The 12,198-nt window shown below is 67.4% G+C and carries 10 protein-coding genes; 5 read left to right on the top strand and 5 right to left on the bottom strand.

What is annotated here, in order from left to right:
• Positions 1–391: 391 nt before the first annotated feature.
• Together ASG37_RS17720 and ASG37_RS13400 are read left to right on the top strand one after the other, a co-directional pair.
• Positions 392–838 carry a hypothetical protein gene (locus tag ASG37_RS17720; RefSeq protein ID WP_156349207.1) on the top strand — a complete coding sequence of 149 codons (447 nt, stop codon included), beginning with the start codon at positions 392–394 and terminating at the stop codon, positions 836–838.
• The gene (locus tag ASG37_RS13400) at positions 795–1,610 is read left to right on the top strand and encodes an NAD-dependent deacylase (protein ID WP_082448471.1); all 816 of its coding nucleotides are present in this window, start codon (positions 795–797) and stop codon (positions 1,608–1,610) included. The genes ASG37_RS17720 and ASG37_RS13400 overlap by 44 nt, the downstream gene beginning before the upstream one ends.
• Here ASG37_RS13400 and era read toward each other — a convergent pair.
• Positions 1,577–2,479 carry a GTPase Era gene (gene era, locus ASG37_RS13405; protein WP_055761133.1) on the bottom strand — a complete coding sequence of 301 codons (903 nt, stop codon included), beginning with the start codon at positions 2,477–2,479 and terminating at the stop codon, positions 1,577–1,579. The genes ASG37_RS13400 and era overlap by 34 nt on opposite strands.
• 155 nt (positions 2,480–2,634) lie before the next feature.
• Between era and ASG37_RS13410 the strand changes: the two genes are divergently transcribed.
• Both ASG37_RS13410 and ASG37_RS13415 read left to right on the top strand, forming a co-directional pair.
• Positions 2,635–4,242 carry an alpha-N-arabinofuranosidase gene (locus ASG37_RS13410; protein WP_156349208.1) on the top strand — a complete coding sequence of 536 codons (1,608 nt, stop codon included), beginning with the start codon at positions 2,635–2,637 and terminating at the stop codon, positions 4,240–4,242.
• 102 nt (positions 4,243–4,344) lie between these two features.
• Positions 4,345–5,652, top strand: coding sequence for an MFS transporter (locus tag ASG37_RS13415; protein WP_055761137.1), 1,308 nt, complete (start codon positions 4,345–4,347; stop codon positions 5,650–5,652).
• Positions 5,653–5,757: 105 nt separating this feature from the next.
• Here the strand turns inward: ASG37_RS13415 and ASG37_RS13420 are convergent, their stop codons facing one another.
• Positions 5,758–8,901 carry a helicase-related protein gene (locus tag ASG37_RS13420; RefSeq protein WP_055761139.1) on the bottom strand — a complete coding sequence of 1,048 codons (3,144 nt, stop codon included), beginning with the start codon at positions 8,899–8,901 and terminating at the stop codon, positions 5,758–5,760.
• A gap of 190 nt (positions 8,902–9,091) precedes the next feature.
• Here ASG37_RS13420 and ASG37_RS13425 point away from each other — a divergent pair, with 190 nt between their 5' ends.
• Positions 9,092–10,018, top strand: a complete 927-nt coding sequence (locus ASG37_RS13425) for a TraB/GumN family protein (protein WP_055761142.1) — start codon at positions 9,092–9,094, stop codon at positions 10,016–10,018.
• 225 nt (positions 10,019–10,243) lie between these two features.
• On the opposite strand, the gene ASG37_RS13430 is transcribed toward ASG37_RS13425, so the two are convergent.
• The 3 genes from ASG37_RS13430 to ASG37_RS17925 form a co-directional block, all read right to left on the bottom strand.
• Positions 10,244–10,627, bottom strand: a complete 384-nt coding sequence (locus ASG37_RS13430; protein ID WP_055761145.1) for a hypothetical protein — start codon at positions 10,625–10,627, stop codon at positions 10,244–10,246.
• A gap of 102 nt (positions 10,628–10,729) precedes the next feature.
• Positions 10,730–11,830: an aldose epimerase family protein gene (locus ASG37_RS13435; RefSeq protein ID WP_235525243.1), complete on the bottom strand. Its 1,101-nt coding sequence runs from the start codon at positions 11,828–11,830 to the stop codon at positions 10,730–10,732.
• A gap of 35 nt (positions 11,831–11,865) precedes the next feature.
• Positions 11,866–12,009 (bottom strand): hypothetical protein, encoded by a 144-nt coding sequence (locus ASG37_RS17925; RefSeq protein ID WP_200909814.1) that lies wholly within the window; start codon positions 12,007–12,009, stop codon positions 11,866–11,868.
• Between the last annotated feature and the right edge of the window lie 189 nt (positions 12,010–12,198).

A 12,198-nucleotide genomic window follows, 5' to 3' on the forward strand; every position in this document is an offset into this window, starting at 1 on the left:
TTTCCAAGAAAATACTTCACCCCGCCGGGAACCCGTTTTGAAGGGCCACGAATAGGTGATAATAATCATACCTTGAACTCCAGCCCGATGCCGGTCATCGGAAGAGAGGCAAGACAATGTTGATAGCAATCAGCACATTGGCACTATTGGCGGCGGCCACCATCTATTCGGTTCTCCATACCGCCGGACAGATCGAACACATCGAAACGAAGGATACCCTGCCGCTACCGTGAGTCGCGGCGGCGGATCGTTCCGTCGATCCGGTTGCGTCGGGTCATGGCCTTCCCCCTCAACCCGACGCGGCTGCCAAGGATCGATACATGCTTTCGGTGTTAGCTGCTCGACGGGCAACGGGTTCAGAATGGGCAGAATTCAGCCACAGATTTTTCTGTTGTCCATCCTTGCCGGTTGCTCGTCCTTGCCTGGCGACGCAACATCCGACCGGATCGATGCTGCGCAACGTGCTTCAAAATTTGGATCAACTGCCGATTGGAAAATTTCCGACGCAAACTGGTCGAAGAATACCAGAACCATGCGGGATCGTGCGTATCGATTCTGCATCGAACGATACGAAGCAAACATCATATGCTTCGATGAGCAGGACTATTCCCTGATAGCGGCCAATCACTCGGAGACGAACGCGCGCCGCGCCATTGTCAAAGAATCCGGCTACCTTCCCTTTGACAGCATTCGGTCCCGTCCAGAAGCGTTTGACGAAGCCCGCCGGTATTGCTTCTCAATCTATCAGGATGCAGGTGCAGCGGACGCACGAATGCTGGGTCCCTGCCTTTCAAATGCAACCGGCAGCGATTTTTTCAGCATCATACCGGTTTCATAGGCGATCGACGCAAGCGACAGAAATCGCCCCAGTTTTCGCGAGAACGACCATCCGCAACATCGTCATCCTCACCGGCGCGGGCATCTCCGCCGAATCGGGCATCGCCACATTTCGCGGCCCCGGCGGCCTATGGGAAGGGCACCGGGTCGAGGACGTCTGCACCCCGCAAGCGCTCCGCGCCGATCCCGATCTCGTCCACCGCTTCTACGACCTGCGCCGCGCCGCGCTTGGCGGGGTTACGCCCAATGCGGCGCACGACGCGCTCGCCCGGCTCGATGCCGCATGGCCCGGTGAGCTGCTGATCGTCACCCAGAATGTCGACGACCTGCACGAACGCGCCGGCGCGAAGCGGCTGCTCCACATGCACGGCGAGTTGAAGTCGCAACTGTGCCCGCGCTGCGGCGACCGGCGACCGCGCGATGGCGATCTGTCACCCGGCAGCATCTGTCCCGCCTGCGCCGCACCCCGGCTGCGCCCCGACATCGTGTTCTTCGGCGAGATGCCCTACCAGATGGAGCGGATCGAGGACGCGATCGCAGGTTGCGACCTGTTCGTCTCGATCGGCACGTCGGGCGCGGTCTATCCCGCCGCCGGGTTCGTCGAGCTTGCCAACCATGTCGGCGCGGCGACGCTGGAACTGAACCTCGATCGCTCGGCCGGGTCCGACCGGTTCGACGAAAGCCGCCTCGGCCCGGCCAGCGTACTGGTGCCGGCGTGGGTCGACGAACTCCTCAGCGCTCACTCCACCCAGTCAAGCCCGATGTCGCGGTAGAGCATCCGGTCCTCTTCCCAATTGGGCTTCACCTTGACGTGGAGATAGAGGTGGACGCGCACGCCGAGCAGTTCCTGCAACTCCTTGCGCGCGGTCGCACCGATCTCCTTGATCCGCTGCCCGCCCTTGCCCAGCACGATCGCGCGCTGCGTTTCGCGCGCGACATAGATCTGCTGGTGGATCTCGACCGATCCGTCCTCGCGCTCCAGATAGCGTTCGGTGTCGATCGCGCTGGCGTAGGGTAGTTCCTCGTGAAGCTGGTGATAGAGTTGCTCACGCGTCACCTCCGCCGCCAGCATCCGGTCGGTGGCGTCGCTCACCTGATCCTCGGGGAAATGCCACGGCCCCTCGGGCATCCGCCTGGCCAGCGCCGCCTTCATCTCGGGCAAGCCATCGCCGGTCGTCGCGCTGACGAAGAACGTCTCCTCGAACGCCGCCATCTCGTGCAGCCGCGCGGCATGGTCGAGCAGGCGCGGCTTGTCGGCGATGTCGACCTTGTTGAGAATCAGCAGCTTCGGCTCCTTGCGGTCGGCCAGCGGCTCGACGATCGCGCGGACCTTGGGGCCGATCCCGCCCCGGCCGTCGACCACCACCGCGACCGCATCCGCGCCGTGGGTGCCTTCCCACGCCGCCGACACCATCGCCCGGTCGAGCCGGCGCTTCGGCTCGAAGATGCCCGGCGTGTCGACCAGCAGCAACTGCGTGGTGCCCTCGATCGCGATGCCCATCAACCGGGTGCGGGTCGTCTGCGCCTTGGGGCTGGTGATCGCCACCTTCTGCCCGACCAGCGCATTGACCAGCGTCGACTTGCCGGCATTGGGGGCGCCGAGGACCGCGACGAGGCCGCACGACTGGGGAACAGGATTCAAAGGGGATGACTCGCTTCGTTGAAAAGGGGCAGGCCGCTTCCATACCCTGCCCGCCCGCCGGACGCAAAGCGCGCACGGTCCGACTTGGCGCTTGATCGCCGGGGAAAGCATGGCTATCCATTAGTCAGACAAGTAAAACAGGAGAGGGGAGCTTCATGCCCAAGGCCCGACCGACACTGGCGCGCAGCCTGCGCCGCCATGCCCGCCACTGGTTCGTGGGCACCGCCTGCGCGCTGATCGCGACGACCGCCTCGGCACAGACCGCCGCCCCCACCCCGCAACCGGGCGAGCCGGCCAAGGTCACGATCCGCGGCGACCAGGGCGGCCCGACCTACGACAAGCGCATCTTCACCCAGTTCGCCGAGCATCTCGGCAACGGCATCTATGGCGGGCTGTGGGTCGGCAACGACCGCACCATCCCCAACACGCGCGGCTTCCGCAATGACGTGGTGGCCGCGCTGAAGCGTCTCGGCGTGCCGGTCATCCGCTGGCCCGGCGGCTGTTTCGCCGACGAATATCACTGGCGCGAAGGGATCGGCCCGAAAGCCAAGCGCCCGGTCAAGATCAACACCCATTGGGGCGGCGTGACCGAGGACAATGCGGTCGGCACGCATGAATTCATGGACCTGACCGAACAGGTCGGGGCCGAGGCCTATATTTCGGGCAACGTCGGCAACGGCTCCCCGCGCGAAATGGCCGAGTGGGTCGAATATATGACGCAGGAGGCCGGCACGCTTGCCGACGAACGCGCGAAGAACGGCCGCAAGCAGCCGTGGAAAGTGCCCTATTTCGGCATCGGCAACGAGCTGTGGGGCTGCGGCGGCAACATGCGCCCCGAATATGCCGCCGATGAGACTCGCCGCTTCGCCACCTTCATCAAGTCGCCGCGCGGCAGCCGCATCCTCAAGATCGCCTCGGGTGCCAACGTCGACGACTATAACTGGACCGAAGTGATGATGCGGCAGGCGATCGGCCAGATCGATGCCGTCTCGCTCCATTACTATACCGTCCCCGGCGGCTGGGCGCCCAAGGCGTCGCCGACCGAGTTCGGCGAGGCGGGCTGGGCCGAGACGCTGAGCCTGACCTACAAGATGGACGAGCTCATTACCAAGCATTCGGCGATCATGGACAAATATGATCCGCAGAAGCGCGTGTGGCTGGCGGTCGACGAATGGGGGACGTGGTACGGGCAGGACCCGGGCACGCATCCGGGCTTCCTGCGCCAGCAGAACACGATGCGCGACGCGCTGGTCGCCGCGATCAACCTCGACATCTTCGCCAAGCACGCCGACCGGGTAAAGATGACCGCCATCGCCCAGATGGTGAACGTGCTCCAGGCGATGATCCTGACCGACGGGCCGAAGATGGTCCTGACGCCGACCTATCATGTGTTCGAGATGTACAAGCCGTTCATCGACGGCACGGTGCTGCCGATCACGGTCGCCAGCCCCTGGTATTCGCGCGACCAGTGGTCGATCCCGGCGGTGTCGGCCTCGGCGGTACGCGGCAAGGACGGGGTGATCCATGTCGCGATGTCGAACGCCGATCCCAACCGGCCGACCACGGTACAGGCGGCGCTGACCGGCATCGCCGGCACCGCTGTCACCGGCCGGGTGCTGACCGCGCCGACGATCACCGCGCACAACAGCTTCGACGCGCCGAACGTGGTGACGCCGGCCGCCTTCACCGGCGCGCAGGTGCAGAACGGCACGCTCACCGTGACGCTGCCCGCCAGATCGGTGGTGATGCTCGACCTGCGCTGATCGGGCGTCATCGCGATGGCGACGCCGTCGACCCACAGCGGGTCGGCGGCGTCGTTCGTTTCGGGGGTTGGCGTGGCCGCCGCCACGGCCTAGCCTTTGGCAATGGCTACCACATCCCCCCTGCCCGGCGCCGCGCCGGACCGCGCCGCCCGGCTGAAAGCCATCATCGGCGGATCGACCGGCAATCTGGTCGAATGGTTCGACTGGTATGTCTATGCCGCGTTCGCGCTGTATTTCGCGCCGCACTTCTTTCCCGACGGCGATCGTACCGCGCAGTTGCTGAGCACCGCCGCCGTCTTCGCGGTCGGCTTCGTCATGCGGCCGATCGGCGCGTGGATCATGGGCATCTATGCCGATCGCCACGGCCGCAAATCGGGCCTGTCGGTATCGGTCACGCTGATGTGCGCCGGCTCGCTCATCATTGCGCTGACGCCGGGCTATGAAACCATCGGCGTCGCCGCCCCCATACTGCTGGTCGTCGCGCGGTTGATGCAGGGGTTGTCGGTCGGCGGCGAATATGGCGCCAGCGCCACCTATCTCTCTGAAATGGCGGGCAAGGACCGGCGCGGGTTCTTCTCGTCGTTCCAGTATGTCACGCTGATCTCGGGCCAGTTGCTCGCCATCCTCGTCCTGCTGATCCTGCAATCGACGCTGTCGGAAGGCGCGCTCGACGCATGGGGCTGGCGCATTCCGTTCGGCATCGGCGCGGTGCTGGCGGTGGTGGTGTTCTACATCCGGCGGGGGTTGGCGGAGAGCCACAGCTTCACCGCCGCCAAGGCGGCGGGCGCGCCCAAATCGGGCTTCTGGCTGCTGGTGACGCAGCATCCCAAGGAAACGGCGGTGGTGATGCTGCTAACCGCCGGGGGCACGCTCGCCTTCTATGCCTATTCGATCTACATGCAGAAGTTCCTCGTCAACACCTCGGGCTTCAGCCGCGAGGTCGCGAGCCAGATCAACGCCGTCACGCTGTTCGTCTTCATGCTGCTGCAACCGGTGGCGGGCGCGCTGAGCGACCGGATCGGGCGCAAGCCGCTGATGATCGCGTTCGGGGTGGCGGGCGTGCTGTTCACCTATCCGATCTTCTCGACGCTGGAGCACACGCGCGATCCGGTGATTGCCGGGTTGCTGGTGATGGCGGCGCTCGTCATCGTGACTGGCTATACCTCGATCAACGCGGTGGTGAAGGCGGAGCTGTTCCCGGCCCATATCCGCGCGCTGGGCGTGGCGCTGCCCTATGCGCTGGCCAACACCATCTTCGGCGGCACCGCCGAATATGTCGCGCTGCGCTTCAAGGACGCGAAGTTCGAACAGGGCTTCTACTGGTATGTGACGGCGATGATCGCGATCTCGCTGATCGTGTACCTGCGGATGCGCGATACACGGACCAACAGCCAGATCATGGAAGACTGATCGGCGCAGAGGGACCATTCTCGACCACTCACCGTCATTCCCGCGCAGGCGGGAATGACGATGGGTGCTTGCATAGCCGATCCACGACCCGTCAACCGCAGACGGCTACCCGGCGATCTCCGCCAGCACCTCTTGCACCCGCGCCAGCCGGTCGGCCGCATCCTCGATCCGTTCCGCCAGTATCCAGCGGCCGTTCTTCTCGACCAGCCCGGCCGCCTCCGGCATCGTCGCCTTGCCGTGTGGGGTGAGCGCGATCGCCGCCGGCCCGGCATCGATCCTGGCGATGCCGGCGACACAGGCCAGCAACTGCACCCGCTTCAGATCGATCAGCCGTTGCGCCTCGCCCGGTAACGCCCCGAACCGGTCGGCCAATTCCTCCTCATACGCATCAAGCGCGCCTTCCTCGCCGATCCGCGCCAGCCGGCCATAGAGGGTGAGGCGCACCTCGGCCTCGGGAATCCATGTTTCGGGCAGGCACCCGGCCAGCCCCAGATGCACCTCGGGCACCCAGCGATCGACCGTCTCGCCCCGCACCGCGCGCAGCGCGCGGGTCAGCAGGAACTGGTACAGGTCGATGCCGATCAGCTTCATGTGCCCGGCCTGCGCCTCGCCCACCAGATCGCCGGCACCGCGCAGGTCGAGGTCGCGCGCGCTGATCGCGAAGCCCGCGCCCAGCCGGTCAAACGCCTGCAGCGTGCGCAGCCGCTGCATCGTCGCCTCGGCCACCTGCTTGTCCGGCTCGGTGGTCAGCAGCACCTGCCCCCGCCGCCCGCCGCGCCCCACCCGCCCGCGCAACTGGTGCAACTGCGACAGGCCGAACCGGTCGGCATGGTGGACGATCATCGTGTTGGCGCGCGGCACGTCCAGCCCCGCCTCGATGATGTTGGTCGCCAGCAGCACGTCGCCATCACCCTGCGCGAAGCCGACCATCGCCTCGTCGATCTCGGTCGCCGCCATCTTGCCATGCGCGACGACGACCCCGAGTTCGGGCGCCAGCCGCCGCAGCCGCTCCTCCAGCGCGGCAATATCCTCGATCCGCGGCACCACGACGAAGCTCTGCCCGCCGCGCGAGCGTTCACGCAGCAAGGCGGTGCGCACCGTCGTATCGTCGAAGATGCCCAGCGTCGTGCGGATCGGCTGCCGCCGCGCGGGCGGCGTCGCGATGACCGACAGTTGCTGCAACCCGATCATCGCTGATTGCAGCGTGCGCGGGATCGGTGTCGCCGACAGCGTCATGACGTGATCGCTCAAGGCCCGCAGCTTCGCCTTGTCGGCCGCGCCAAACCGCTGCTCCTCGTCGATCACGGTCAGCGCGAGATCGGCATAGGCCACACCCTTGCCGGCCAGCGCCTGCGTGCCGATCACGACCCCGATCGACCCGTCGGCCAGTCCCGCCTTCACCCGCTTTTTCTCGGCCGCGCTCGACAGCCGCGAGAGGCCAGCGACGACGATGCCGGTGCCGGCGAAACGGCGAGTGAAGCTGTCGAGATGCTGGCGCACCAGCACCGTCGTCGGCGCGGCGATCGCCACCTGCCGCCCGGCCAGCGCGACGATCGCGGCGGCGCGCAACGCCACCTCGGTCTTGCCATAGCCGACGTCGCCGATGACCAGCCGGTCCATCGGCCGCCCGCTCGCCAGATCGGCGCGGACCGCCGCGATGGCGCGCGCCTGATCGGGCGTTTCGGTAAAGGCGAAGCCGGCGGCGAAGCGTTCGTACGCCGCGACATCGGCCTCGATCGGCGGCACCTGCCGCGCATCACGCTCGGCGGCGATCGCGGCCAGCTCGCGCGCGCTCTCGGCGATGGCGGCGTCGATCGCACCGCGCCGCTTCTGCCAACTCGTTCCGTCGAGCGCATCGAGCGCTACGCCGTCGCCTTCCGCGCCATAGCGCCAGATGCGGTCGGCCTCCGCCACCGGCACCAGCCGCCGGGCGTCGCGCGCATAGTCCAGCACGATCGCGTCGCCGCCTTCCTCGCCCGGCAATGCTTCCAGCCCGGTGATGCGACCGATGCCGAAGTCCTCATGCACCACCACGTCGCCGATGCGCAGCTCGCCGCCTTCCGCGAACAGCGCCCCGGTCAATACCGCAAGCTCGTCACCGCGCGCCCGCCCGCCGAGCAGGTCGCCGCCTGCCACCACGGTCACGCCACTGGCGACGAAGCCGCGATCGACCGGCGCGGTCAGCAGCATCGCGCTGCCGGGCTTCGCCTGCGCCGCCTCGGCCCACGACCCGATCGTTACCGGGTCGGTCCGGCCAAGCGTCGCCAGCCGGGGGGCAAGAAACCGCAGGTCGCGCGGACTGCCCGCCAGCACCAGCCGGCCATCCGCCAGTACTCCGCGCGCGAACCTGCCGAACGCACGCGCCGGGGCGTTGCCGGTGACGAAGCGCGGCGGCGCATCCCCGGCGGGCGGCAGGTCGATCCGCTCCCGCCCGGCGATCAGCGCGTCCCAGGTTGCGCCATCCACCAGCGTCGCATCGTCGCGCCGCCGCCGATGGGTAGCATCGCGAGCAAGGTCGAGGAACCGCTGGCGACGCTCGTCCACCTGCGCGTCGGAGACAATCGCGGCATCGGGAAGGTGATCGGTCAGCGGCACGCCGTCCGCGACGACCGGCTCGGCGGCGCGGCCGATGACGATGGCGTCCAGATCGGCATCGCTGCGCTGCGTCACCGGATCGTAGCGGCGGACGGCGACGATCCGATCGTCCTCGATCGTGACGCGCACCGGCCCCGCCGCATCGGCGGGGAACAGGTCGATCACCCCGCCGCGCACCGCGACCTCGCCCGGCTCGTCGACCCGGTCGTCGATGACATATCCCAGCTCCACCGCGCGATCGGCGAAACCGCCTATGTCGATCGCATCACCCGTCCGCAGCACCGGCGGCGCGGCATCGAACGCCGCCGGCGGCGCGACGCGCAGCGCGGTCGCCTCGGGCGTAGTGATGCACGCCACGCTCCGCCCCCCGGCGCTCGCCACCCGCAACCGCCGCAGCGCCGCGACCCGCGCACCGGCATTGGCCGGCGATGCGGGGGCATCGTCGCCGGGCAGCGCGTCGCTCGCGGGCAGATACACGACCTCGCCATCGGGCACGAACGCCGCCAGCAGCGCCGCGACCCGTGCCGCGCGCCCCTCGTCGGCGGCGACGAACAGCACCGACCGCGTCGCCAGCGCATCCGCCAGCGCGGCGCTCACCACCTCGGGCGAGGGAACGGCGGTACGGACGGCGGCATCGATCGGCGCTTGCAGCATGGCGGAGGTCCCGGCGCTGCCCCGGAAGGGGGCATCTCACCCCCGTCAACGAAGCGCCTCCGCCCGACGTTCCGCCATCCCAAGGGAGCGCAATCTATATCGAAAAACGACGATTGCTCGCTACCCCGGCGCATCGCCTGCTGCTAGATTGCGGCCGTCGCCGGTGGAGGCGACACCAACGGGGGACGTTATGAAATCCAGGACCTTGCCGTACATCGGCGCCGCGCTGGCGCTCTTGTCCGGCCCCGCCCTTGCCCAGACCGCGCCTGCGCCCGCACCGGCCGCCGCGACCGCCGCACCGGCGACGAAGGATGCCGATCCCGCGCTGTGGGTGGTCAAGGACAAGGACACCACCATCTATCTGTTCGGGACGATCCACGTCCTGAAGCCCGGCCTGTCATGGTTCGACGAAGCGGTGAAGACCGCGTTCGACAAGTCGAACGAGGTCGTGCTCGAAATCCCGATGCCGACGCCCGAACAGGCGCAGGCGGCGGTGATGAAGTCGGCGGTCAACATGACCGGCCCGAAGCTGAGCGAGAAACTCCCCGCCGCCGAACGTCCAGCCTATGCCAAGGCGGTCGCCGATGCCGGCCTGCCCGAAGGCGCGCTCGAACCGCTCGATCCGTGGTTCGCCGCTTCCACGCTCATGCTCGTCACGCTCCAGAAGCAGGGCTATGACCCGGCAAGCGGCGCCGAGCAGACGATCTCGGCCGCGGCCAAGGCGGCGGGCAAGCCGGTGACGGGGCTGGAAACGCTCGAACAGCAGTTCGGCTTCTTCGATTCGCTATCGGACGCGGCGCAGGTGACGTTCCTCACTGAGACGGTGAAGGAACTGCCCAAGGCCGGGCAGATGATCGACACCATGGTCGCCGACTGGGCGAAGGGCGATCCGGTGGCGCTGGCGGCGACGATGAATGCCGAGATGGTCGACACGCCCGAGTTGAAGCGCGTCCTGCTGACCGATCGCAACGCGCGCTGGGCCAAGTGGATCGAGGACCGCATGGCCCGTCCGGGCACGGTGTTCATCGCGGTCGGTGCCGGCCATCTGGCGGGCGACGGCAGCGTGCAGGACGCGCTCAAGCGCTACAAGCTGCGCGCGACGCGGGTGAAATACTGAACGGACCGATCCGGATACACCGTCGCCCCGGAACGAGTCCGCGGTGACGGTACGGAGAGGATGGTCGATCGGGCCGGAACATCCCGTTCCTTACCACGAGGACGCCGGTTCCAAGGCCGGCGATCGGCCTTTGAAACCCATAAAAAAGGCCGGTGGGAATTCCCACCGGCCTCATCAGGTACGATACGGTCCGGCGGCCCGGAAGGGGAGCCGCCGCGCCGGAAATCAGGCGGTGCAGCTCTGCGCGGGCTTGCCGGGCTGCGTCAGGGTGATCGACTTCGGCGTGCCGGTCAGCTTGTAGCCACCCTCGGCGACCAGCGGCTCGCCCGTGGCAGGGGCCTTCAGCCGCGTCGGGACCGCATTCTGGTCGGCGCGGAAGTTCGCCTGCGTGTCGCCTTCGAAGAAGTCGACATAGGCGAGGCTGTTGTCCTTGCAGCGGAAGGTGACGCTTGCCTTCACCGGCGGCGGCAGTTCCGCCTTCGGCCGGTTGGCGAGCTGCGACGCCAGCGGATCAGGCGCGCGCGTGTCGAGTTCATCGGGCTGCTGCTGGCCACAGGCCGACAGGGCGAACGCCGCGGTGGCCGCGACGAGGAGAAGGGGGTGCTTCATAGGGGTAAAGCCGTTCGCAAAGCCTTGTCGCTTCGTCAAGCACCCATGCCGCAAACGCAATAAAGCCCTGCGGCGACGCAATAATCGGGCAGCGCTTCGCCGCTATGCCGCAGCGTCGGCGAGGGTGAACGTCAGGCGGATCACGCTTTGCCACGACTCGCCGGGGTTCAGCCGCGCGCTCGGGAAATCGCTCCGGTTGGGACTGTCGGGAAACGCCTGCGGTTCGAGGCAGACGGCATCGCCCTGCCGGTACAGCCGCGCGTCCTTGCCGCCTTTCGTCCCGTCGAGGAAATTGCCGGTATAGAGTTGCAGGCCGGGTGCGGTGACGCTCATCGTCATCACCCGCCCCGATGCCGGACACGCCAGCACGGCGGCCGGGCGCAGCGCGCCCGCCGTGCCGTCGACGATGAAATTATGGTCGTAGCCGCGCCCGATCACGATCTGGTCGTCGCGCCCGTCGCGCAGTCCCGCGCCGATCCGGCGCAGCACGCGGAAATCGAACGGCGTGTCCGCCACCGCGCGCCGCTCGCCGGTGGGAATCGAGGTCGCATCGACCGGCAGATACTGGTCGGCATGGAGCATCAACCGCTGCGCCATCGCCTCGCCGATGCCCGACAGGTCCAAGAACGCATGGTTGGTCAGGTTGACGACGGTCGGCGCATCGCACGTCGCGCGATAGGTGATCGTCAGCCCGTCCTCGTCCAGCGTATAGGTCGCGCTGGCGTGCAGCGTGCCCGGATAACCGGCATCGCCATCGGGGCTGTAGAGTTCGAGGCGAACCCATGCCGTATCCTCGTCAGCCGCGACCTTCGCGACATGCCACAGCCGCTGGTCGAACCCGTCCGATCCGCCGTGGAGGTGGTTGGGACCGTTGTTGATCTCCAGCGGATACTCGACCCCGTCGAGCGTGAAGCGTCCCCCGGCGATGCGATTGGCGTAGCGCCCCACCGTCACCCCGTACCAGCCCGGCCGGTCGCGATACGACTGCACGTCGTCATAGCCGAGCAGCACATCGGCCGCCTCGCCATTCCGATCGGGCACGTGCAGCGCATGCAGCGTCGCCCCGAACGGCAGGATGCGCGCGAACAGCGCGCCTGCCGCCAGTTCGATCGCCTCGGCCGGCGCGCCGTCCAGCGTTCCGAAGGAAACCCGTGTCGCCGTCGCCATCGCCTGCTCTCCCGCCTGTCCGACGCTGCTGTGCACTCATCACCGCCGCAGCGGAAGCCGGCTCGTTGCCGTCATTCGTCGGTGCGCAGCTTCACCTTGTTCGGCAATGTCTTGCCCTTGGTCCGGCGCGAGGGGAGCTGCACCGGGTTCTTCTTCTTCCAGTCGCCCCAGCGCTTCGGCCCCTCGGGCGTGTCGATGATCGTGTCGTCGTCCATGGCATGTTTCCGAACATGAAGAAGGCGACGGATCAACGACCCGCCGCCCCCTTATTTCCAGTCAGGTCCGATCGACATTCCGTTCGCTGACGCGGGACGACTGCTCCATCCCTTGTCGTCACTCCCGCGCAGGCGGGAGCCCATATGCACCAGCGTTGCGAATCCAGCCTAAACGTCAGCGGTTATGGA

The sequence above is a fragment of the Sphingomonas sp. Leaf407 genome (genome assembly GCF_001425385.1).
Classification (GTDB): Bacteria; Pseudomonadota; Alphaproteobacteria; order Sphingomonadales; family Sphingomonadaceae; genus Sphingomonas.

Coding starts and splice junctions, on each gene's coding strand:
- ASG37_RS13400 (WP_082448471.1), top strand. CDS start 795: ATGCAACCGGCAGCGATTTTTTCAGCATCATACCGGTTTCATAGGCGA.
- ASG37_RS13410 (WP_156349208.1), top strand. CDS start 2,635: ATGCCCAAGGCCCGACCGACACTGGCGCGCAGCCTGCGCCGCCATGCC.
- ASG37_RS13415 (WP_055761137.1), top strand. CDS start 4,345: ATGGCTACCACATCCCCCCTGCCCGGCGCCGCGCCGGACCGCGCCGCC.
- ASG37_RS13420 (WP_055761139.1), bottom strand. CDS start 8,901: ATGCTGCAAGCGCCGATCGATGCCGCCGTCCGTACCGCCGTTCCCTCG.
- ASG37_RS13425 (WP_055761142.1), top strand. CDS start 9,092: ATGAAATCCAGGACCTTGCCGTACATCGGCGCCGCGCTGGCGCTCTTG.
- ASG37_RS13430 (WP_055761145.1), bottom strand. CDS start 10,627: ATGAAGCACCCCCTTCTCCTCGTCGCGGCCACCGCGGCGTTCGCCCTG.
- ASG37_RS17925 (WP_200909814.1), bottom strand. CDS start 12,009: ATGGACGACGACACGATCATCGACACGCCCGAGGGGCCGAAGCGCTGG.